Annotated in this window: 20 protein-coding genes and 1 pseudogene; 3 read left to right on the forward strand and 18 right to left on the reverse strand. The window is 39.1% G+C overall.

Going from position 1 to position 23,809, the window contains the following annotated elements:
• Positions 1 to 962 precede the first annotated feature (962 nt).
• The 15 genes from EA772_RS01290 to EA772_RS22205 form a co-directional block, all read right to left on the reverse strand.
• Positions 963 to 1,673: a hypothetical protein gene (locus tag EA772_RS01290; protein ID WP_124910888.1), complete on the reverse strand. Its 711-nt coding sequence runs from the start codon at positions 1,671 to 1,673 to the stop codon at positions 963 to 965.
• A 245-nt stretch (positions 1,674 to 1,918) separates the two neighbouring features.
• On the reverse strand, positions 1,919 to 3,016 hold the full coding sequence (locus EA772_RS01295; protein ID WP_124910889.1) for a pyocin knob domain-containing protein: 1,098 nt from the start codon (positions 3,014 to 3,016) through the stop codon (positions 1,919 to 1,921).
• A 266-nt stretch (positions 3,017 to 3,282) separates the two neighbouring features.
• On the reverse strand, positions 3,283 to 3,804 hold the full coding sequence (locus EA772_RS01300) for a hypothetical protein (protein ID WP_124910890.1): 522 nt from the start codon (positions 3,802 to 3,804) through the stop codon (positions 3,283 to 3,285).
• A gap of 119 nt (positions 3,805 to 3,923) precedes the next feature.
• Positions 3,924 to 4,283 carry a hypothetical protein gene (locus EA772_RS01305; protein WP_124910891.1) on the reverse strand — a complete coding sequence of 120 codons (360 nt, stop codon included), beginning with the start codon at positions 4,281 to 4,283 and terminating at the stop codon, positions 3,924 to 3,926.
• A gap of 193 nt (positions 4,284 to 4,476) precedes the next feature.
• Positions 4,477 to 5,376: a hypothetical protein gene (locus EA772_RS01310; RefSeq protein ID WP_124910892.1), complete on the reverse strand. Its 900-nt coding sequence runs from the start codon at positions 5,374 to 5,376 to the stop codon at positions 4,477 to 4,479.
• Positions 5,377 to 5,716: 340 nt separating this feature from the next.
• The gene (locus tag EA772_RS01315; protein WP_124910893.1) at positions 5,717 to 6,742 is read right to left on the reverse strand and encodes a hypothetical protein; all 1,026 of its coding nucleotides are present in this window, start codon (positions 6,740 to 6,742) and stop codon (positions 5,717 to 5,719) included.
• 705 nt (positions 6,743 to 7,447) lie between these two features.
• Positions 7,448 to 8,782, reverse strand: a complete 1,335-nt coding sequence (locus EA772_RS01320; RefSeq protein WP_124910894.1) for a glycoside hydrolase family 99-like domain-containing protein — start codon at positions 8,780 to 8,782, stop codon at positions 7,448 to 7,450.
• Between the two features lie 1,329 nt (positions 8,783 to 10,111).
• Complete coding sequence (locus EA772_RS01325; RefSeq protein ID WP_124910895.1) at positions 10,112 to 11,131, reverse strand: hypothetical protein; 1,020 nt, start codon at positions 11,129 to 11,131, stop codon at positions 10,112 to 10,114.
• Between the two features lie 118 nt (positions 11,132 to 11,249).
• Positions 11,250 to 12,311: a hypothetical protein gene (locus EA772_RS01330; protein WP_124910896.1), complete on the reverse strand. Its 1,062-nt coding sequence runs from the start codon at positions 12,309 to 12,311 to the stop codon at positions 11,250 to 11,252.
• Positions 12,312 to 12,662: 351 nt separating this feature from the next.
• Positions 12,663 to 13,781, reverse strand: a complete 1,119-nt coding sequence (locus EA772_RS01335) for a hypothetical protein (protein WP_124910897.1) — start codon at positions 13,779 to 13,781, stop codon at positions 12,663 to 12,665.
• Positions 13,782 to 14,068: 287 nt separating this feature from the next.
• Positions 14,069 to 15,094 carry a hypothetical protein gene (locus tag EA772_RS01340; RefSeq protein ID WP_124910898.1) on the reverse strand — a complete coding sequence of 342 codons (1,026 nt, stop codon included), beginning with the start codon at positions 15,092 to 15,094 and terminating at the stop codon, positions 14,069 to 14,071.
• Positions 15,095 to 16,327: 1,233 nt separating this feature from the next.
• The gene (locus tag EA772_RS01345) at positions 16,328 to 16,555 is read right to left on the reverse strand and encodes a hypothetical protein (protein ID WP_124910899.1); all 228 of its coding nucleotides are present in this window, start codon (positions 16,553 to 16,555) and stop codon (positions 16,328 to 16,330) included.
• Positions 16,556 to 16,682: 127 nt separating this feature from the next.
• A complete protein-coding gene (locus EA772_RS01350) occupies positions 16,683 to 16,919 on the reverse strand; it encodes a hypothetical protein (protein WP_210405066.1) in 237 nt (78 codons plus the stop codon).
• A 305-nt stretch (positions 16,920 to 17,224) separates the two neighbouring features.
• Positions 17,225 to 17,602 carry a hypothetical protein gene (locus EA772_RS01355; RefSeq protein WP_124910901.1) on the reverse strand — a complete coding sequence of 126 codons (378 nt, stop codon included), beginning with the start codon at positions 17,600 to 17,602 and terminating at the stop codon, positions 17,225 to 17,227.
• A gap of 10 nt (positions 17,603 to 17,612) precedes the next feature.
• Positions 17,613 to 18,386, reverse strand: a complete 774-nt coding sequence (locus tag EA772_RS22205) for an RHS repeat-associated core domain-containing protein (protein WP_246834017.1) — start codon at positions 18,384 to 18,386, stop codon at positions 17,613 to 17,615.
• Positions 18,387 to 18,871: 485 nt separating this feature from the next.
• Between EA772_RS22205 and EA772_RS01365 the strand changes: the two genes are divergently transcribed.
• The 3 genes from EA772_RS01365 to EA772_RS01375 all read left to right on the forward strand — a co-directional run bounded on the left by EA772_RS01365 (position 18,872) and on the right by EA772_RS01375 (position 20,003).
• A complete protein-coding gene (locus tag EA772_RS01365; RefSeq protein ID WP_124910902.1) occupies positions 18,872 to 19,114 on the forward strand; it encodes a hypothetical protein in 243 nt (80 codons plus the stop codon).
• A gap of 128 nt (positions 19,115 to 19,242) precedes the next feature.
• Complete coding sequence (locus EA772_RS01370; RefSeq protein WP_210405067.1) at positions 19,243 to 19,635, forward strand: helix-turn-helix domain-containing protein; 393 nt, start codon at positions 19,243 to 19,245, stop codon at positions 19,633 to 19,635.
• A gap of 17 nt (positions 19,636 to 19,652) precedes the next feature.
• On the forward strand, positions 19,653 to 20,003 hold the full coding sequence (locus EA772_RS01375) for a helix-turn-helix domain-containing protein (protein ID WP_124910903.1): 351 nt from the start codon (positions 19,653 to 19,655) through the stop codon (positions 20,001 to 20,003).
• A 256-nt stretch (positions 20,004 to 20,259) separates the two neighbouring features.
• Here the strand turns inward: EA772_RS01375 and EA772_RS01380 are convergent, their stop codons facing one another.
• From EA772_RS01380 to EA772_RS22420, 3 genes and pseudogenes are all read right to left on the reverse strand, one after another.
• Positions 20,260 to 20,505 carry a hypothetical protein gene (locus EA772_RS01380; RefSeq protein WP_124910904.1) on the reverse strand — a complete coding sequence of 82 codons (246 nt, stop codon included), beginning with the start codon at positions 20,503 to 20,505 and terminating at the stop codon, positions 20,260 to 20,262.
• Positions 20,506 to 20,507: 2 nt separating this feature from the next.
• Positions 20,508 to 22,913 carry a colicin E3/pyocin S6 family cytotoxin gene (locus tag EA772_RS22210; protein WP_246834018.1) on the reverse strand — a complete coding sequence of 802 codons (2,406 nt, stop codon included), beginning with the start codon at positions 22,911 to 22,913 and terminating at the stop codon, positions 20,508 to 20,510.
• Positions 22,914 to 23,162: 249 nt separating this feature from the next.
• Positions 23,163 to 23,807, reverse strand: a pseudogene (locus EA772_RS22420) (DUF6443 domain-containing protein); the annotation flags it as partial.
• Positions 23,808 to 23,809: the final 2 nt, after the last annotated feature.

Genomic DNA, 23,809 nt, shown 5'->3' on the forward strand with positions numbered 1-23,809 from the left:
CTTTTTAAATGAACGTGTTGAGATAGATCGCAACAGAAGATTGCCCGTTAAAACCGAATAGTAGGGAAATATTTTATAGATCAAAACATTGGAACTGTGATTGAAATCAAAACATACAACCCTCTTTAATCAGTCTCGTGGAAATTATTTTGCAATCAATTATAGATAGATGTTGAATCCCTACAACTATTTCGGAGATTCTTTTATGACTAATTGTAACAAAAAAACCGAATTCGACGAATTAAGGGTGTTAGAATCCTTCGAACTGGTAATTGAAAAGTTAGCGCTGAAAAACATTGAAATTATCTTAAACCATTCAAAAGTAACTGAATAACAAACATTTAAAAATAAATTATTCGCTTTAACGATTTAGTTCAGTGAGTTGAACATACATGCAAAAAAGAAGCCTTTGAATAGTTCTAAATGCATTTAATAAAAAAAGATACAGTTTTACTGTATCCTTTTCGTGCACTCGCGGAGAATACAATCGAACAACTAATACCTTTACTTACATTATTTAATAATCTAGATCAGCGTTAAAATAGTCATTCATATACAGATCATGCACATTTGCAGAATTTAATGAATTCTATTTAATACTGAATTCAGATCGATCTTAAGTTTTTTTCATTACCAACGGATCAGAGATACAACTCAGAAAATATTCTATGAAATGCAAAAGGGAACTCAATTAGACAAAGCACATAGGCTTCTTTCTGTTGTTTAGTATTTGGATTGGCAAACACGTACAAACACCAATTCTATTACCTCTTAATTCTAAACTAATTTCTATAAATATATGTGAAGGAACAACAGCCGAGTGACCCAATCTCGCCGGAGAGTGGATTTACATGAAATCAATAGCTAACATATATACTGAACTTGGCAACTTGTGCTTAAAACAACTTGTCTTTCCAACTAAAGGCTCATATTTCCGATGGCGACATTCGACATACAAATACCTACTTAATAACTAATGGTTTGCGAATTAACTGTATCGTAGCGGACAACTCATCTATCCTTTTATCTTGAGCGATGAGATGCAGCGTTAACTCTTCAATTTTTTTCAATAGCAACTTATTCATTTCTCCAAGACTTACCCCCTCCTTTTCCACTACTAAAGCACTAGGTAAGTCTGGTAAATGCCCGTTTAAGTTGATATATTTTTCTGTTTGGTTAAGTGGTAGGAGTGAATAGTTTGCTTTAAATACATAGTCCGGCCAGTTATTAGTTTCCACCTTTACTTCTTTGGCCCTGATATTACCATTTACTGCTAGTTTTTCAGCAGGGTTTGTAATCCCAATCCCAATATTACCGTTTCCCCTCATATACATCAATTCGCGTTCTGTACCATCAGAATTATACTGAATAAAACTGAATCCCCCTGAGCCACCAGGGCCCTGACTAGTAATAAAATCACTTTCTCCCATACCACCAGAGCGATTCCATCCAATAAGACATTTGCCGTCTCCAAGAAGATAGTTCAGGTTTGCTTCTACTCCATTTTTGTCAAGATTCGCTCCGGTGACTACAAAAGTACCAGAAACGTTCAAACGTGCAATAGGAGAAGTTGTACCAATTCCCAGGTTTCCTGAAGAGGGAAAAGGATAAGTATTTTGTGCCTGACTACTAAGTCCAGTGCAAAGAATTAGGATTGAAATTAATTTGTACATCTTTATATTTTGTTTATAAATGTATTTTATTGTCAGTCAAAGGAGAGATATTATTCGCGAATAATGTTTATTAACTGTTGAACATCGCAAATAAGAAGATATAATGAACTATAAATTGTATTTTAGACAAAATGAGCTGGTCATCGTTTCTATAAATAAGCGGTAGAAACATCTAAATTCTTCCAATATAACATCCGAAGATTAACATGCTGGTTAGAGCTATATTAATCTATGAGATATTTATACTATTTTTTTTCGACCAGTTCCAGCCTTTTGGTCAATCTTTCCATAACTATCTTCATTTCTTTAATCTCTAAAGTTTGGCTTGCATTTATTTGTTTCTCATCATTAAGTTGTTCTTGTTTTTCCAACAGATAAAGTGTCATCTCCTCAACTTTTTTAACAAGGCCACGGTTAATTTCCCCAAGATTTAAACCAGCGCTTTCAACGCTTACTGCAGATGGCAGTTCAGGTAAGCGTCCGTTTTTATTGATAAATACCTTAATACTATCCAGACTGGGCAACTGATAATCCTTACTAAAGACATAATCAGGCCAGTTGTTCACTTCCACTTTGATTTCTTTTGCTCTGACATTACCATTTACGGCGAGTTTTTCCGTGGGTGAAAGTATCCCGATACCTACATTTCCATCACCATCAATGGTTAAATCATCTCCATAGTACCAATTGTTGCCTGTATTCAGTTTATTTTGCATTCTTCTGGTACCTAAGATCATCTTTCCAGTTGCATTTGCGTTAAGCTGGTTTCCAGCAACAGTAATAATCCTGCCTTGCCCCCAGGGATTACTTCCATCGGTATTTGCCGGAACTACAAATTCTAGCATAGCGCCTTGTTGAACATTCCGACTACCAGTATTTGACCTTACAACCAGATCACCGTTAATTTCACCATTTGCATCTTTGTTGGATCCCGTTCCTGTAAGGGTTAGTCTGGTATTGAACAATGATTGAATCCAATCCTGCGTGGCCAGCGTATGCCAGTTTTGCCAGTTCGCACCATTTTGCTGTCTGTAATATAAATTATCTGTAAAATAACCCAGCGCAATTTGACCGGTCCAATTATTTCCAGCGTCATGCTGCATTTCGATAACATGATACCAATCAGATGACACTGGCGCATGATTCAAAGTATTTGCATTAAAGATATACATTCCTGACATGCCTATTCCACCCCAGGCTTGATTAGAATTGAGATCACCATAATATTGGCTGGTATTGGCTTTTACACCGTTATCTGTAGTTAAAGGCGTTTGGGCTAATAGAGTCTCACTAGAAATGATGTAAAAAACTAATAACCAACCTGCTTTCATTTTTAGTTTCATACAATAATAGTTTAGATAAATACAGCATGAGTTAATGTTGAATAAAAATGGTAATCAGCAGCACCCCACCCAAAACTATTTGACAAACACCATTTTCAAATTGACCAATGAACGATTTGCGGTGACCAAAAAAAACTGCATAAACAAATTATACCACGTTATTTATACCCACATTTACTAAAAATAAAGAGAATTGATGATATCACATCAAACTAAATAGGGAGATGAATGATGGTTTAGGTGTTGAAACTTAACAACAATTAATCTTAAAGCATTAGCTTTGTTTTGGTGCCTGTCTTTTTAATGTGCTTCAATAAAATTGAAATATTTTCAGACTGCCTTTGATTGAGTTTTGATTGCTCCAAGGCCTTAACTTCTTGGTCAAGCAAACGTTTTTCCTGTTGAATAACATAGAGGCTAAGTTCTTCTATTTTCTGCAAAAGTCTTTTGTTCATTTCGCCCAGTTCTATACCATTTTTTATTACTTCTGCAGCAGATGGTATTGCTGGAAGATGCCCATTGTTAGCAATGTAAGCTTCGAGTTGATTGAGCGGCATCAATTGATATTTTTTATCAAACACAAAATCCGACCATCCATCTAATTGTACTTTAATTTCATGTACCCTTACTTTGCCATTCACTGAAAGTTTTTCCTGCGGGTTTAATGTACCAATGCCCACATTACCATTCGCATTCCAAATGCCAAGTGGTAAGCCTATGTTCGCTCTGCCAAATCCGCCATCGTGTCCAAGATGTATCGTGCCGTCACCTGCTTTTATAAAATCCACCCTGTGACCGGAATCATGAAACCCGATGGTAGAATAATCCTTGCCACTCAGGAGAAATGTTGTTTGATCAGGCCAGTTGCTGCTATTAGGTGCGGAGTCCGCATGAATATTGCCAATACTTAATGGCCATCTGTATTTGTTGTTACAGCATTTGTTCCAAAAACTGCAGCCCCTCCATTAACATGCAACTGTGCGCCAGGTGTAGAGGTACCGATACCCACTTTACCATCACCCTGAACCACCATTCTGTAGTGCCATTGGCTACCACCATAATTCACACCTATAGAGAAGCGATCTTCTGGTTGAAAATCATCTCCAATAGCGAACCGGAACTCACTTTGATTCGGTGCAACATTGAAACGACGAATAAAAAAATCATCTGAATTTCCAAATAGAAAAATCCCTGGTGCATAGCCAAGTCCGTTTTTAAATTCTCCACCAATAGTCAAATTACCATCAATAGTTTGATCCTGAGCCATGAGGTCACTAGAAACAATGAGTTATAAATTGCAGAACACGCCCTTCGGCACTATATTTAAATATTTGAACACTTTTTTCATTTAATAAACTTTTAATTCTAACAATGACTTGACGAAATTCTCAGAAACATATTTAGGAAAAACGCCTGATATGCCTTCATAATAAAAGATCAGAGGGAATGCAGCTAAAAATTTAGCGATCTATCTTTATTTCAGTTAAATCCTTCAACATTTTTTTTAATTGGCTTTGCCCTTCCTCTAAATCTTTAATTTTTTGTTTTTGCATGACTAATTCTTCATTTTTCTCCAACAAATAGAGTGTGAATTCTTCAATTTTTTGGAGTAGCTTTTTATTCATTTCACCAACCGCAATGCCGTCCTTGACCACTTCTGATGCAGAGGGCATGTCGGGTAGATGGTTATGCTTTTTGATAAAAGACTTCAACTCCCCTAAATCCATTAGTTTATATTTTTCTTCAAATACATAATCAGGCCATCCTTCTGCTTCAACTTTTATTTCTTTCGCCCTTATGTTTCCATTAACAGAAAGTTTCTCTCTTGGGGTACTGGTCCCGATTCCAACGTCTCCCATCATGTAGACATTACTGGTGACCAGAAATTCTTCAGTCAAATCAAATGCTGGAAATTGAGTTGGAGGATCTAATTTATAAAAGGACGACTGCCAAGTGCCAGAAACCGACCTTAAAGAAAAGAGTGCTTCTTGTCCTGTAAAGCTCGGCATTACCGCATAAAACTCCCATGTGGACTGATTAATCTGAACTACACGAATTGAAGACAAAATTTTTGTTATGCCGGTACTATAAAAACTTCCCGAGGCGTATACCCCATTTGTTTCGCTGACGGCATTACTCGTCCGAAAATGAATATGACATTCTCCGTTTTGACCCACATTCGAATTGTAACCTCCACCGGATGCGATTTGGATATATGCATCGGCTCCATGTTGCTGCAATGATAAAACCCCTAGACGAAACCAGCCATTAAATCCCCCAGTATTCCCCAAACTAACGTCTTGTGCCAGCAAGCCAATTGTTGAAAATACCGCAAATACCGTAATCCATACTTTTTTCATTATCACTTTATTTTTCAGACTTATTATATTATTTGAAAAGTCATTATGGTAACCTCTACCAATTAATTCTTCTTATTTAATCTTCATGGGCTAACCTATCTTAAAGCTTAAAAAGCTGTTCTTATTATTAAATTGAAGTATTAAGACATGGATCGCACTTAAATTATTTCACTGTTGATGAATGCTTATTAGTTGTGATTCATGAGAGTATAATAGACATTCGTTAATACAAGTTAAATTTTCTGATTTACTGGGCTAAATGTTTTTGACAAACACCATGCGGTAATTTTAACTAGTATTTCTCGGAGATAATAGGTCAAAGACAACCTCACGAAACTACCTATTTCTTATTGATCTTGAAGTCAGGGTATTGACGGTGTATAAAGAATTTAATCTCACTCAATTCCTTTTGTTGTACTTTCAACTTTTTTTCTTGTTCTGCAATAACTTTGTCTTTTTCTATCAAATATAGGGTTAGCTCCTCGACTTTCTGCAGCAACTTGATTTGTAACTCACTGATACTAACACCTTCTGCCTGCATCGTTTTAGCTGGTGGAATTTCCGGTAAATGTTTAAATTTTTTCACGAAAATATCAAGATCAGACAAGGGGCGCAAGTGATAGCTATCCTCAAAAACAAAGTCAGCACCATTGGTATTAACCACTATTTCGTTAGCACGAACCTTTCCTTCAACGTCTAACTTGTAGGTCGTATTCGCTTGGCTGATTTTTCCAATCAACAAATTTCCATTTGCATCCAGACGCATCTGCTCCATATTTGTATTGGTATTAAATGTGATGCAACCTCCACTTATACTTCCACCTCTTAAAAAGTTAATCGAACTGTTGACCGCTCCATAGAAGCTATGTTCAAGCCCAAAACTTTTGAAACCGTATGCCGTTGTTGTATTATAACCTCTCACCCCCAAGAATGTACCATCACCTACATGATCCCCCTCCTGTAATCGTCCTAAAACGATACCAAGTTTCCCCTCATTAAGCGGGCTAGCAACATCAAGCAACGCGCGGGCAGCAGAAGTTCCGATACCCACCCGGCCATTGTTCTCTAATAGTATCCTCGACCACGCTTGAACAGGATTGTTATTTGTTTTTCTAAAAAATAATTCCTGGTCGAAAAAAATACCTGCAAATTGCATTGCATAATTATTCTCCGGGTAACTGTGCCTGACATCCAACAAATGCCACCAGCTTCCGGCACCTGAAGGATAATTTACGGGAGCTGATGTCTCGAAAAAACCGGAGCTGGCACCATGATTTCCTTGGAGTCCGGCATCATTTCTTGTTTGCGTTTGCCCAAATGCTAGAATTGGTAAGAGCAGCAGCAATAAAACGTTAAATTGTTTCATTTGTATCTGTTTTCTATTAAATCCGAAAAGCACTTAATAGTATTAAGCCCTAACTGTGCCATATTTTTCTTAAGTTCTCATCAAAAGGCTTTGCTCGGAAACAAAGCCGCTCTACGAAATTTATATTGGTGTAGCTAGTAATGCCATCATTGGATTCTTGTTTAATTATGTATTCAATTGCCAAAAGCTATTTGTTAAATAATCATGACTGCACATGATAACAAAATGGGTGTTTACAGTGCAGAATATCCTCCTATTAGTAAAGGCTGAATCTTTTTCCTAATAGACAGTTGAATTGAAAAAAAATTTGAACGCATTAATGACATTATGATAAGGTGTCTTCGAGATATTTAAAGCAGGCTGTTGAAATCACATTATTCAAGTATAGAAAACTGAAATCTAAAGGCCTATTAGATATACATAAGAAACACTCATTTAAATATCAAACTGTAAGACCTTAAATCGAGATTATACTATGAATATCATATATCAATACCAATGCCGTTAACCTCAGATTGCAGATACCATTGGCATTGATATATGATTTTTAATCATCAAAAAACAATCGTTAAATTTAACCTTGCCACTTAGTGTGCTTTCATACTTTACGTATACCACTTCTCATTTTTATCAAATCAATACCATCTGTAGCATCACGCTATGGAACAAACAGGAAAAGTTGTTTGTTCCACAGCAATGAATAATCTACATAAAAACGTTCTTAACCTTTTCAAGGTATTGTGTACCAAACGTCACAGTAGGCTCGATAACGGTACCCTCAGCATATTCGTTCCAGGCACTGATCATCACAATTTTTCGAGTTCTTATTGGATTGTTGTCAACCAGATTTCTCGCCGAAATGAGAGATTGTTCAAAAGTAGCAGGAGAGCTGACAGCCTGATCAATAGGATCCCGTGTATAATTATTACAAGGATCTGCAAACTGAAGATATTCACCATTCAGTTTTTCAAACATATTATACGGATTTCTGCTAAACCCTGCGGTGACCGGAACATGGTAATCCAGGGTACTGTTGTTTATCATGTAGTCGTAGAACCGTTGATAGATTCCTTGCATTGTGCTGTAGTTATAATCCCAATTATGGAAACTGGACTGACCATTGCAAACTGTTGTTTGTGTTGTTTTAAAAGCATCCTCATAATCAAAATATTTATAACCGTATGTAGTCACGGCATCATACCCGGCCAACTGTGGATGCTGCAAAAGCCAGTCATATTTAATATACCAGTCCACCGCAGGTGCGTCAGCATAGTTGCGGATATCAGTAGCAATCACTGCTACGAAATATAGCTCCATCCCTAGCTTTGCTTCAATCTGCTCCAAAAGGTATTTCGTCTTAAGGTTATTAATATTAGGTTCGTTCTTAGCAGGTCCAAGCGGATCAAAAAACGGATCATCTTCACAATAACCACATATACCTTCAATTGTGGGTGTGGTGAATTTCCCACTGAAATCCTGAGATTTTATAGAGGGATAATAAATATAAAATACTGGTTTGCCATCAATTTTCTTATAATTTGCGTGTTGAAAAAACTGTGACCAGTAGGTAACCATTCGGTCAAGCCCCCCATTAAGACCCCCTCTCAAAAATCTCTCACAGCTGGTCTGATCAACCATGTTTGTAAAATCGTTAGCCCACATGATCGCAAACTCCATCCCATGGAAATTGAATCCAGGTTGTTTCATATTTTCCAGTACATGCTGCCATGCTGGAACATATGCATCAATATTATTTTCGTGAATCCAGTAGCTGTCCAGCACCACAAAGTCTATCTCATGATTGCTCATATACTCAAGCTGTTTTTCAGTTACAGAGGCCATCCGTTCATCATACCATTGAGGACTCGGCCAGTAGTTATTCATCGGGATACGAACTTTGTTGGCTTCACCTTTGTTGACCAAAAAGGTATCGTAGTCATTAATCATCTTCCAGTTTCCATCCATCGGGTCATTCCCAGGGTATAACCAGAAGGGCATGTAAAATACACCCACATCGTAATTTGAATTGTTTTGCATCATGCTTGTTACTTTAAATTTTTAATATTGGAGTTATAATGCTTTGGGAAAGATCTATTTCAGAAGCTGACCCAGTGATAAATCTGTCAAATTATTCAATTTTGATTAAACTTAATTTATGATCTCCCTACCTTATAACCGTGGAGATTTGCGGCTTCAAATATGTCAAAAGACGAAAGATTTTCGACTTGATTTTCTTAATGTCTTATATCAAAACTTAGTTAAGTTTATTCAATATAAAGCTGCTAAATGCAAAAGATCCAAAGTTCGAAATAGTTGCAGTACACTAGTCCAATTGAGAATCGGTAATATATTTAAATTGCATTTTTTGTAATAGATGACGCCCCTTCAACATTCTATCGATGACTTGGCAGTGATTATCATCGAACCGCAAACTTCACTTGCTTTACCAACTTCTATCGTAAAATATCTCCTTATCATTCATCACCTTAAAACCTACAAACTAAATTAGCATCAAGGCTAGCCAATTAATAAATCTTTTTGACGTATACGATCAATTGAATGACAAACGATGATTTTGAGGTGATTAAGTAAATTTAATATTGAAAATAATCTAAAAATGGCAACAGCTTTGATTATATAGTTATTATGTTTCAACATTGGAGGATATAGCTTAGGAATTGAAATTCCAGATCTTTAATTTCGACATGTCCCGCTTTTCCATTGTTTTAAATTCATTTGTTTATCATTATAACGACTAGTTATGTTGATGGATCTAACACAACGAAGGGCTAACCCAAGATTGTTGTTACTTTTTGGAGGGATTGGACTTCGTTGTTTATCTGCCGGATAACTGAGTTACCAATAACTGAACCTATTTTACCTCTTGTCAATGTTTGCGTTGCTGCCGCAGGCTTTTCTGCTGACGGAATGAAGACGGCCGTGCGCTGCCCATTCGTCGGGGAGTGGACAAAAACCGCAACCTATTGACACCATCCCGCCAGGAATACCTGTGAATTAATCATTAATTAAACCTACGATTATAGATTTAACAGAACGGGGTCAACTAAATTGGTTTTTCCACCAGATCATCCCCAATATTAAATCTAAACTGTATCTGGTAGCTCCTTAATTTTAGCTTCCAATGAAACAGTCATCAGAGTTTCTTGCAGATATAATTTTCTAACCATAATTCAAGATATTATGGAATCTAGCCCTAATATTATAACTACCATTGATTGTCTGATGCTGAGCAAATAAATCTATGTTTCGGGTATACCAAATTAAGCTTATCTCAAGCATCTTATGTATGATTTTTTCTTTCTTATTAGTGAAGGTTAATAAATAATATAGTGAAAATTAGGTGCTTTCTCATTTGATGAGCAACTTAAGCCTAGCCTCTATCTGGCCAAGACGTTTTTCCTGTGTTGCATTGATCGATTCCTGTTTTTTTATTAATTTATCTTTTTCAATTAGGTGTAAAGTAAGTTCTTCTACCTTCTCCAACAATAGTTTATTAATCTCACCTAAGCCCAAGCCATTCTGCTCCACTTCACCAGCCGAAGGGATGCCAGGCAGATGCTTTTCTATTTTAATAAATTTTTCGATCTCAGAAAGCGGCTTTAGGTAATATCCAGAATTGAATACGTAGTCTGGCCACCCCGTTAATTCGACCTTCAACTCATGTGCTCTGATGTTTCCATTGACCGAAAGCTTCTCACGGGGCAAAGTTGTGCCGAGCCCCACGTTTCCGCTACCATTAATGACCATCGCTGCACTGCCCGTAAAAACCTGATCAGCAATAACCGCTGAAGGATTGCTAGTATAGAAAGTAATTCCGCCTTGGTTGGGCTGACAGTTACCTGGAAGAATTATAGATGCACCACTCATCGTCCCGTGGCCATTGGCAACTTTAAGATCATCATTGCCACTAAAGTATAGATTTGAGGAGACCAGGACTGAACCATGGTTATTGGAACTAAAATTCGCAAAATTTTTCGAGCTGGTTTGTCCATCACTTTGTCCCACGCTCGCGTTATGACTTTTTATTTGTCCCATCACTTCAAGTTTAGATTGCGGATTGGACGTCCCGATGCCAATATTCCCAGTAGATCCCTTTAGTACAAAATTCCCATGATTAGCATCAAATGAGCCATCATTGCCAACATTGAATTGCGGTCCCAATCTGGTACCACCACTGAAGTCACCACCATAATTCAGGGTTAGGATATTTCCTTCATCATGCACAATGGCCCTTCCACCTGATCCCCTTGGAGGAAATTTAAAGATGACATCTGCCCCTCCATTAAAAGCAAACTCTGGTGTCTGCGCGTAGCTGGCAGAAGCTATAAATGCAGCGGTTATACCTAAAACATATTTTATTTTTTTCATTTTAAACTATTTTAACATTTAGAAAATAAAGAGGCCGGCTTAGTCCATTAGCTATCATCATATGATTTCCTGTGCTCAGCAGAAAACCATCTTTACGCTTGTTATCTCCGACACCCGATTATTTCGACTTTAGCGTTTCCAAAGCCATCTCAAGTTTCAATAATCGGTCATGATTTGCCGCATTCAGTTTTTTCTGCAGGGTAAGCTCTTTATCCTTTTCAATCAGGTGAAGCGTGAGTTCCTCCACTTTTTGGAGCAATTTTGTTTGCAACATCCCAATCTCCACCCCATTCTGTTGCATTGTTTTCGCATCAGGAATTTCCGGAAGATGTTTAAAGCGTTTAATGAAATTCTCCAGCTGATCCAAGGGAACAAGTTTATAATCTCCCTCAAAAACAAAATCAGCGCCATTACTGTTCACCGTTATCTCGTTTGCTCTAGCTTTGCCATTCACATCCAGCTTATAAGAAGGGTTAGTTTGCGTGGTTTTACCAATTAACAAATTTCCATTCCACTCTAAACGCATTTGTTCGGTATTTACATTCGTGTTAAAGGAAATACCTCCGCCTGTCTGGCCTCCGCCCCGCAAAAAATTAATTGAGCTGTTAGTGACCCCATAAAAACTGTGCTCCAGACCGAAGCTTTTGAATCCGTAGGCAGATGTAGTATTATAACCCCTTACCCCTAAAAAAGTTCCTTCCCCAATTTCGTTTCCTTCCTGCAATCTTCCAAGAACCGCGCCCAGTTTCCCTTCATTGATCACAGCACCAACATCCAGAAGCGAACGGGGGGTCTGCGTACCAATTCCGACATTACCATTATAAAGCCAGCTCATAGCATGTTGATCGGGAATGTTGGTCTGATTGGTCCCACCATTAACATACAAGTCTAGTCTGGAACCCCAGATATGCGAACCTCCGTGAGCAATCCTGAATTCAGCCGACTCAGGGTATGCATAATTAGGAGTGCCTGGACGGGAAAACTTAAGAATAGGAAAAGCCGACGAGGATATACCCTCTGGCCTGCTGTCCGAACCAGCAATGATATGAAATGCAACATCCGGGTTTACAGTGCCAATGCCTGCGGGACCACTTCCAGGAAAGATATTTTGTGCACGGATCAAGCCGACCTGAAAAACTATGATATTTAGCAGCGTGATAATAATAATATTTTTTTTCATATAATATAATGTAACAAGTATTAAGAAATCATTTAAGGTTAAACCAAATCTATGCTAACTCTAAATAGAGAAATTCACTTATCCACTCCTTTTCCAGCAGTTTTCAGTTCTATGAAACTTATTATAAGCAAAGCGTTATAACTAAAATACTTTCTACGGGAACGTGTCAGTTGTTTCGGTTCACTCTCATGTCGCAGTTTTCATTTTAGCAGATTTACGTTTTTTTGTAACCGGCTATCTTTTGTTTATCATCTTCACAATCAAAAATTAGCGGGATGCTCCACATGATCTCTTCCGCCTACTGAAGCACGACCGTAAAAATCCTTCGTCGTATAAATAAAGCTTCCTATATTATCGATTTCTCTTTTTGAGGGAACCAATTTCTTTAACTAACAACTGAAGAGTTGAAGATATTTCGCTTTGTTCAGACTGGATTTTTAAAAAACTGGCTTTTATATGCCTCATTTCCTGATCTTTTGCAATAAGATGTAATGTTATTTCTTCAATCTTCTTCAATAAAACTTTGTTCATCTCGCCTAACTTAACACCATTTTTTTCTACCTCAATAGCCGTCGGAACATCTGGCAAATGTCTATTTACCTTGATATAGCGTTCCAAATCTTCCAGCGGCCAGATTTTATATTTCTCATCAAATACATAATCCGGCCAGTTTTGTAAATCTACTTTAACTTCCTTTGTATGTATTAGACCATTAACGGCCAGCTTGGCATCCGGGATGTTGGTTCCGATACCAACATTTCCCCCAATCGCATTTTTATTAGATGCTAAAATTAAGTCTCCATTAGACTTAAAGCTCAATGGGGCTGCGTATGAACCATTATTCATAACCGAATAGAATTCGAGGCTTGACTGCCCCGATGGGTTATCCGAAAAATATCCATCTTTTCTATGACTTATCACCCAGGAATTAATGCGTTGTGGGAAATCATTTACAGGGTTTTTTACATTGAAAATAATATCTGCGTAAGCATTAACATCTCCATTACCCGAAAGAGTTAAATGAAACCGCTCATTTTCTTTGAAGAGCTCTAATAGGCTCGAAGGATTTGTTGTACCAATACCTAGATTTCCATTGCTTAAGGCGGTGAGCCGAGGTGTTGAATTAGTAAGTAGACTAAATGGATGGTTACTTACAGTTCCGGCCATACTTCCTGCAGGGGCGCCGTAAAACCCAGATAAATGTGACCAAAATCCACCCGTAATCCCAGATGAACGAACCATAAATTTAGAATGTGAATTACCATATAAATCCAATACCTTATCCCAACCTTCGATGTTCTCAGGATTTGATGTGCCTAAACCTACATTCCCGGTCGGGGGAAATAGGTTACTTTGAGCATTCAGATTTAATCCAGTCCAAAAACTTATTGAAAATAATAGGGTTATTCGTTTCATACGACAATTCTTAAAAGGGTCAGTTGACATAGAACTACTTTTCTTCAAACCCATCTAAAATCATATCTTGAAGAGGTAAAGAAAATTTATTTGACCAAGAATAGATATCGCATGACGATCGATCATTTTCTCATGACAAAAGTGTGAAAGACTCTAAACATCTTCTTCATGACTTCGACACTTATCAATGAAGTCGTATTCGCCGAAGGAGACAAAATTGAAACTACATCAATTGCAAACCCACTTGATTGGTCTTAAGGATAAATTAAAAAATAATGAGCTGCCTTAAATATTAGATTGCTTTATTCTAATATTTATAATTTATTTATTATTTGAAATTTTCAAAGCTTACCTTTTCTTTCCAGGTCCGAGAGCCTCTTTTCAAGGTTGATTATTTCTTTATTCTTCTCAATAAGATGGAGTGTAAGCTCTTCCTGATTTTTAAGTAACCGTTTAATGATGTCACCCAATTCAACCCCTTCCGATTCAACTTCTTTTGCTGACGGCATTTCTGGCAAATGTTTATTCGTTTTAATATAACTTTCTAACGTTCCCAACTTTTCAATTTTATAACCCTCATCAAATACATAATCCGGCCAGTTCGTTGTCTCTACTTTAATTTCTTTTGCTCTTATGTTACCATTAACAGCAAGTTTTTCATTAGGGGTAGAAGTGCCGATACCAACATTTCTAGTTTGGGCGCTGATATGAAAAACATAATCCATCTGATTCCCATCCCTTACATTAGAAATTGAGAAATCATTTCCCGATGTCGCATTATAACCTAAAGCCCAGTTACCTTCAAAATTGTTTGTAGAGGGATCATGTCTTGCAAGCCTAATCCCACTCCAACCAGAAGGTTTTACAATTAATAAACCTTCAGCCCAAGCAGCATCTTTTCCCAAAATTTTTAGATTGTCATTGATTATTGTCTTACCATTCACATGAAGTAAACTTTGTGGATTCAGTATTCCTATACCAACATTACCATTATCCAAAACAGTCATCCTAGTGTTGAAAATATTTCCGTTATAATCACCGATTGTTAACCTACCTGAATAGCCTAACGGCGATTTAGGGAAATAAATGCTGTGTTCATAAGAGTTTCCAGACATATCAACACCTAACCCCATCCAGGCATTCGAATCTTCGCCCAAGCCATAGATTTGAAGCCTAGGCGAACCAGGGAAACCACCGCCAATCATAATTGCAGGTGCTGACGATTCCTTTTGAACTTGAAAACGCGTTATTGGATTAGAGGTTCCAATTCCAACATTACCATTAGGATCCAATTTATTTTGCGAATAAGCTCTTGAAACAATAGAAATACCTATCAATACCAAAAATTTTAAACAGATTTTTTTCATTCTTTTTTCTAGATTAATTACTAATTTTTAACGTTATGGCTAATTGTTTTGAAAGCGCCATATAATTAAGATATTTACAATCATGCATAGTCAAGTCATCAATAACAAGTCTTTCATCATCATGCATTCACACAAATTTCATTCTCGATTCTAAATAGAGTAAGGTATCATAATAAAATGATTGTCGATTAAACCACATCAAAATGGATTTTATTATAATTTCCTGCGTAAGCCTGAAATTGAACAGAAGCTTTAAGGATTTTTAATAAGGAAAACCAAATAGTAAATTTGATGTCTATTATCATACCGCGTAGTTTTGATAAAGAAGCCAAGATAATTCGTTAATACAAGTTAGATTTTCTGTTTGATTAACCTAAATGTTTTTGACAAACATAATGATGTAAGTGATTAAAAGGGGTTTTGAAGCAATGAAATAAAATTGACAGTGAGCACAAATAAATTGCATTTTGTCACTAATAACTGTATATGGGATTAAAATTTATTGATAGCGTTCGGAAGAACTACTTACTAATGTAGTTTAGTAGGAGGACGAAAATCTCAGTCATGAGTTCTATTCATATAGACACTAACGCCGACCAATTCAAATCGATTGCCTGTACTTGCATATCAAATTCAAGCCGGCGAATGTGAAAATATCTAATTTTATACAAAAAAAATTAAATCTGAGATAATAGATGAATTTGGAACATTCAGGTTATTTTCTTCATCTGAAACTTAAGTGGTTATGTCAATAAGTCATGACCATCTCGACACAGTCATTTAAGGAGTTACATCTGCTGCCACATTAATTTATCAACAAAAATCTAAGCAAACTACTAAAGCCTAAACATCGGAAGCAAAATAATCACGCTAAGGAAGGCTTGGACTGGTCGCAGGGCGATCTTGCACAGCAGATTGAGGCATCTTGTGAAATCATCGAAAAGTGCGAAGACGCAACGAGAACCTGCCATTGATAAAGATGGGGGCAAAGATGACAATGGCATTCGAGGTAACAGAAGATTTTTTGAATGGGGAGTGCGAAAAGGCATAAAATATATACAGAAGATGGATGCCGATACCCAGTCCATCCTGTTTAACGTTTTATATACCTACATACAGAACTTCAAGACTAAAAGGCTTTCGCCAAATAACAAAAAACCCCCAGCAGTAAATTGCTGGGGGTATAATTTTATTCTTGGTAAGAGCTGCACATCCGCCCCACCTTAGTATAAACTAGTTTTCGATAGCTAATAACAAAGGTGCAATATCTACATTGCTTTGAATCCAAATAACGTCTGCCTCGTAGCTTTGAGATAAGTCATAAATACCTGGGACACGTTTCAAAATCTCCAAACCAAATTGGTAGTGGCTCATACAGTCTACCAAATCCTGTTCGTTATTTTTTTCGGTCAAAAAAACTAAAGATGGCTCATCATAAGCCTTCCAAAGTTCACTTAACAAAGCCCTATTAATTACATTTATTTCCCTTATGCTACAAGGTTTTTTTCAATCACTTCACCCTCATTTTTGATGTACAGTTTTTCCTCAGCTACATAATCAATAATTTCTTGCGGATTAGTTTCATAGCTTAGCCTAAACCCTGAGAAAATACGATCTCACATTTAATATGAAGCAGTGTAATAAGCTTGTCCCATTTGGAATCAGCGATATCTAAATTATGCTCAAGATCTTTTATTGAAACAGTGTTTGCATTGTGCATGACAATATCTAAGCTACCCATATTAATTCTTTTTATATTTCCAAAACTCGAAAGGTGCGCCAAAGGGATATTGGGCGCTACTGCCATATGTACTTCCACCAACATTGAACCTAAAAGATGAATGATAGCTCATACCTTTAGCCGGAGCATGGGCTGGACCGTAATCCCAACTAACCATATTCCCAGCACGCTCGGCATAAAAAGGCACAAGGCTGGCTACCGCAGTAAAACCCTAAGTTGCGCAGGGTTTTCTTCCTTCGCTCAAGCGAAGGCAAGCAAGTTTTTGTAGACAGACCTGCCGAAGGCGGGATGTACGTACAAAGGCACAACTTGTAGATTACAAAACAACAATAGGCTGCATATATGTTTATACAGCCTATTGGCTAATTAGCGATGCTCCTGCTAACGATTTAAGATAAACAATAATCAAGAACTTCTTTCACTACTGACTTAGTTACAACTCCGTTTACGGATGGGTCTGTCATTGTTTCCGTTAGCTCCAAAAGCTTCTCGTTTTCAAAAGACACGTTTTCAGATAACAATAAAGCATCTATTACATAATATAACTCGTATTCTGATAACCGATCATTTAAATAATGCCTACATAATTCCGATATATGTGCCTTAGTTAAATACAAATCAATGTCGGCTTCTAAAAGAACTTCCGAACTAGCTCCTTTTTTTGAAAGCTGGTTTTTATATCCTGCTACTTCTTTGTCAATACCTTTTCTAAAAGTTTCGATTTCCAATTTTTGTTCTAAAAAAGATCTCAATTGACTTAGCTTCATATATATCATGTTATTGTTCTCTGCCCTCTGGACCACCTCTTAAAGGCTTACGACCTTGATACTTATTACCTCTATCATAGCTATCTTTGTAAGTCTTTACAGTCTTGCCATCTTTATTTTTATACGTACTATATTCAGCTCTTGATTGACCAGGACCTTTACCCGGCCTTACTTCGGTTTTCTTTGTAAACTTGTCGCCAATATTTTCTACTGTCTTGCTTTTCTCAACTTTTGATAGCTTTTGAGAACCTGCTTCAGCTGACTTCACAATAGACTTCTCTACCTTAGCTTCAGTTTTAACAGCATCAACAGCATTACTGATAATTTTTACATCCTTCTCAATTTTACCTGCTTTTGCCAAATCTCCTGCCAGCGGGATAACACCCAGAGCACTTATTCCTACATTTAACCAATCACCCTTTTTAGCAGAAATTCCAGCATTGACACCATCTGCAATACCTGTTGGGTCAAATATACCTACCACATCTAAACCTGCCTGTAAAATATCATCACCCTGTAGCGTATAATTACCTCCAAAATTAACTCCTAAAGAACTGGCATTAACTTCTATATCGATAAGTTCTGTCTTTATCGTCACACTGGAATTTCCAGCTCCTCTTAAAATAATATCAGTTGGCGCATTCCCATCAGGATCGGTATAACGCATTGGATTATTGAGACCATAGTTATAAGGAGAATGGCTGCGCATTTCCTCGGAAAGTGCATCAACAACGTTGAAACGTCCAATCACCGGATCATAGAACCTTGCACCATAATCAAACACCCTTATGCAACTTTTTTACACTTCGCCGGATTCGCTGGCAGGTACTTTTCAGCTTTATAAAGAACGTTCCTTTAGCGTAAAGTTAGTTTTTTGTTTGGGTTTTACAAGAGGGGTAATTTCGTTCTTCGGAGAGTTTCTGCGGTAGATAAGGTTGATCATATGTTACAGCAAAGATAGCCTCGAAGGAAAAGCAGTAAAGGGACTTTCTCGGCATAAACGCTCTTGGCCTTGGCTCTAAGGCCATTTATTCCACGTTCCCTTGACAGCTCTCCCTTCTTCCGCTTTTGGGGGGCTTAACAAAATGATCACCCCAGACCTCTATTCTAGTTGGTGCAGATAGAGCATTGAGGGAGCAAGTTTATGTTTTTGCTATACAAAAACTATTTTAACCGCTCCCGGTGGTTGCACTGACTTTGTTTCTCTGCCGACTTCGGAGGCAAGATTTACTATTAATGTAGACATTTATACATCTTTGCTAAACACCATTGTGTTTATTTCAGGCGTTGGGTGGCGACTTCTTACTGATGGAAAGTGCTTTGGTTTTGTGGGGGAGGAAAGAGCGGCTCTTTCTATCAGCAAGAGGTTCCAAAGGGGTTTGGGGAATGGAAGATTTCCCAACTATTACTGCGAAGCACCTTGCTGCCGCAGGCTTTATCATCAGCGTATACGTTACAGTATACTCTTTCGGCCTTGCTGGTACTGTGAAGGTTAAAGTATACTCGGAGTGATCAGTTTGGCCTTTTTATTCATCTAAACTATTTATTGCTATTTTCGATATAGCAAACCTAACAATTAATACCTATTTTAGCAACTGTAAAATCAGCAATAACGCAACATATTGATTAAAATAGCTTTTATGGGTATTTTTGGAAGAAAACCAAACGTCATGAGCTTAGGCGATAACATTAAGAAGATCAGGGAACGCAAAGGATTGCTGCAAAAGCAATTGGCCGCCGAACTGAACATTCCCTATACCAGCTATAACAAGGTGGAGAACAACACACGTGATATTGCTATTGATGAACTGGAACGCTTTGCCGGGTACTTCGGCATGACCATTGACCAGGTGGTGCATTTCGACAATCAGCCTGCAGAGGTCACCATTCAGGACAAGCCCAATTTTGAACAGGTCAACCTGATCAACCAGCTCGATGAGGAAGACCGCACGGTGGTCTTTAAGATCATTGATACCATGCTCACCAAAAAGAAGTTCAAGGATTTTTTTAACAACAACATTGCTGCTTTATAGCCGCTTTTAACATAAACATGATGGCAGAAACAATTCATTTCTGCAGAAAGATCAGCCGTATCCGTGAGATCAGGGGAATTAAACAGGATCACCTCGCTATTGAGATGGGCGTGAGCCAGCAGACGATTTCCAAGATCGAGCAGAGCGAAACACTAGAAGAAGAAACACTTGGCAAGGTGGCAAAGGCTTTAGGCGTTACACCCCAGGCCATCAAGAGCTTTAGCGAAGATGCTATTATCAACTACTTCCATGATCAGAGTTATTTCAACTACCAGTGCACTTTTAACCCGCTGGATAAGGTAATGGAACTCTACGAACGCCTCCTGCAGGCCGAAAGGGAAAAGAACGAACTCCTTAAAGGTAAGTAGCACGCTCAGCATAAAACAGGCAACAAAATTGGCCATTGTGGTAAAAACCCAAGTTGCGAAGGGTTTTCTTCCTTCGCCCAAAGCGAAGGCAAGCAGGTTTTTGTAGGCCAGACCTGCCGAAGGCGGGGTGTACGTACAAAAACAAAACTTGTAGATCATAAAACAAACAACAGAAGATATGTTTCAATGCTAGAAACACGTACGGTATATCCTTTTAAACAGCAAGGTCTAATATATCAGACCTTACTGTTATTGACTACAATTGAAAACAATCAATCTGGTAAATAAACTTTTCGAGCTCAAAAGTAAAATCCTTCAAATAAGGCTGTAGTTTTTTTGCTTCTTTTCGATGAATAGTGTATGGATCATATAATAATGGGTCTTCCTCTTTTGAAGGAAAAATTTGCTTTAAAATATCCAAATCTATATGATCAATATTATATTCCCCTAACAATTCTTCATTAGTTTTATTGAACCAACTTATTATCCTTTCGATTTTCATATCTATTTTCTAGTTGTTCTCCCTGGGACTGCATCTTTTGTCATTTGCCCCGTTTCTGGGCTTGCACTCCCTAGATGTTTTCCTTGTTTATCATAAACTTCTACATCACCATGCTGAGAATCCCACTCTAGTATTTTGCCATCAGACGTCTTCCATCTGGCTCTTCCTTTATTAGGAGCCCTTTTAGCAGTAGGAAATCCTTTTAATTCTTTTGGCGCAGGTGTATAACTAACAGAATTCGCTATATCAAGCAGATTGCTTACAAGTGTAATTGCTCTTCCCAATGGCGTCCATCTACCCAAAAAAGCAGCGGCCTCAGCTCTGTTTGCTTCTAAAACTGCCTGGGGTAGTCTATACTGTGCCGTTCCAAATATAGTAGTACCATTAGCAACCCAACCTTTCCATTTTCCAGATTTTATAATAACCTCTTTTAGTTCTATCGGTTTAGGCTTTGGAGGTGGAGTAACTTTTTTGGAGGTATCAGCAGCCATCCCATCAGGATCTATCATTAAGATAGGATTATTCATCGCATAATTATACGGCGACATGTGATCAAATTCATCAGCAAGTGGATCTACCGTACTAAAACGCCCTATGACCGGATCATAGAACCTTGCACCGTAATCATACTGCCCACCGAGCTCATCCTGCACCTCCTTGCCATTGTAGAGATACTTGTTCGTCGTTGCCACCGGAGATATTGACTTCCTCAATCCAAAGGGATAGTAATCATCCTGCTGAAGCCTTCTTACCGCTCCATTGTAAATATCGAAACTATAACGCACATTTCCAAGATGATCAGTCAGATTATATTGATAGCTGTATCCACCTGAACCATTGTTCAGTGCTAGACCCTCTTCGGTCTGTATAAAATCAATCGTTCCATCCGGTTTGTATTCAATTCCGTCAATGTAGTTTCGCACTGATCCGTTCGAGTTCTTCCTGATCTTGCGTCCCGTCCCGTCATAGGTGTAGGTCAGGTTGATATTTGGGATATGAAATGGGAGATTAAAATGATTGTATTGCACCGTATAACCTGAGCGGCCATCCGTTGTCGCATTCCCGTTCACATCATAGGCGTAACCATTTGTTACATAAGCCACATACCACAGCCTGTTCCCATGCTGGTAGTCGTAACTGTTCGCATTGCCCCCGTCCCTGGACAAGTACTTTAAGTTCCCCATCACGTCATACTCCACCTGCTCGCTCATCGGGTAGGAAAGGCCTGATGCAGCCCCCCGCTTCAATCTATTCAACCTGTCATAAGTGTATACAAAAGTGTAAGGGAGCGCCTCGCCCGCGCCCCAGCGCTGGTTGGCGATATTCCCATTGTACTGCGCCTCCGCGCCATCTACCGCGTCATTGTACTTGAGCTCCATGCTGAACTCATTGCTCTTGCTGCTCCTCAACCAGCCCCGTTCGTTATATGTTAGTTTTGTTCCCTGGGTTTCATTGTGGAGTTTCTTCTCCTGGAGCTGCCCGAGCTCATTATAGGCCAGATAACTCAAATTAACCTCTCCCGCATCATTGATGTTCTCGAAGGTCGCCGCCTTCCTGCCCATATGGTCATATTCATAACGGGTCGCAATCTTAGTACTTTGCCCATTGGCATAATGCATCCGCACACTGTTCATTAAGTTCCCATCAAACTTCCAAACGTTTTCAACGATATCGTAATTGGATGCACTGACAGCACCCGTTAGGTAATGCTGCGAATAGCTCTTCACCACCCGACCCTCACGGTCATAATAGTTTACCGTCCACAAAAACTGGTCCGTCGTACCCAGCACCTTCACCTTGCTCGCTGTCAACAGCCCCTTGGTCATATTGCTGAAGCTTGCAGATTCATTATGAGGTAGCCCGGGTATATCATAGTCATCATAATAGTTGACCACATCGATTTGCATGTTAGGGTAATTGCCTGGTGCACTGGCATTGTCATAACCATGGAGGTTATTCCCCGCAGTGCTGCGTTTGTCCCAGAAGGCACCATAAGAGTTTACCGTAGCCTGGACATCAATTCTGGTTCCCGTATGTCCGATCTCCACCCCCGTCATTGTTACCCTGCCTAAAGCATCATATTTCGTAAATGCCCGCTCAGCCCGCTGTGCCTGCACCGCGTCCTGACTGAACACCACCTGGTCTAGAGGATTATAAATCAGTTCCTCCCAGCCCTTGCCCGGCACCTTCTTCCTGATTACACGATTTCGCCCGTCATAATGGTAACCATAGATGAACCTGTCAAATACCGGATCGCTCTCGATGAAACTTGAAATCTCTCCCGCATCAGGACGGTCTGTATGCAGGTTCACCGCCGGGGGAAGCACATAGCGAAGGTTACCAAGATCATCATAGACATAATAGGTGTTCAGGCTCTTCGATACCGTCTCCCATGTGCGCTTCAGCACCACCCGCCCTTCAAGATCCTTGAACTCCTGAGTGGCACCTTTCATCTCATCCCCAGGCTGCCAGTTCTCATCATTGCTCGTGCTCAGGTATAGTCTGCCCGCCAGGTAATAGCCGCTGTTGTCCTGGGCGATGGAAGCCCCGTTCCCACTGACCACCCAGCGCCTCACCTCCCCGGATGCATTTGTACCATACCGCTGCTTTAACGTGTGTCCCGCATCGCTCCCCGCGACAGGCTGCCAGTCTGTTCCGGCTGATCCCTGTTCCAGCACCCGGTTCAGCGGGCTTGCCTCAAAAACAACCTTCCCAAAAGCCGCACCAGTCTGCGGAATGCTCGCAGAAGGTGGATTATTGTAATAAGCCGCCTGTCCGCCCCCGGAGATCGCGTCCGAGCGGTATGCGCCGTTATTGTTCCAAACCGAATACGGAAGGTATTTTTTATCCTCCCGCCCAAAAGCATCATAACCCACCGGCTGCACCACATCATGCCCGGGAAGCCCCCCATTGACGATCACCGTCTGCAGCGGCCTTCCAAACCCGTCCAGGTACTGAACTGTTTCATTCACCTCACAAATCCCCCGGCCGGAGAGATTATTCGGATCAATCCCCGGAGCCCTAAATATACGTGTACTGATAAAATTCTGGTTGCTGCTCGCTGAGGAAACGAAGGGCCTGCAGTCTGCATAACTTCTGCCCGTTGTAAAGATCCGCACAGAGGTGCCTGGAGCAGGTGGAGGGATATGAAAAGGCGCCTCTAGCGTTACGCTCAATGGGGCACTGATGTTCTGCGCACCATCATAGGCCAATAGCCTCTTATGGTTATCCTGGGCAAAGCAAATATTGGATTGAGCAAAAGCAGCCGCTGCCACCAGTGCCCCAGTTATTAACTTCTTCATAA

It is taken from the genome of Pedobacter sp. G11, assembly GCF_003860265.1.
In the GTDB taxonomy this organism is placed as follows: domain Bacteria; phylum Bacteroidota; class Bacteroidia; order Sphingobacteriales; family Sphingobacteriaceae; genus Pedobacter; species Pedobacter agri.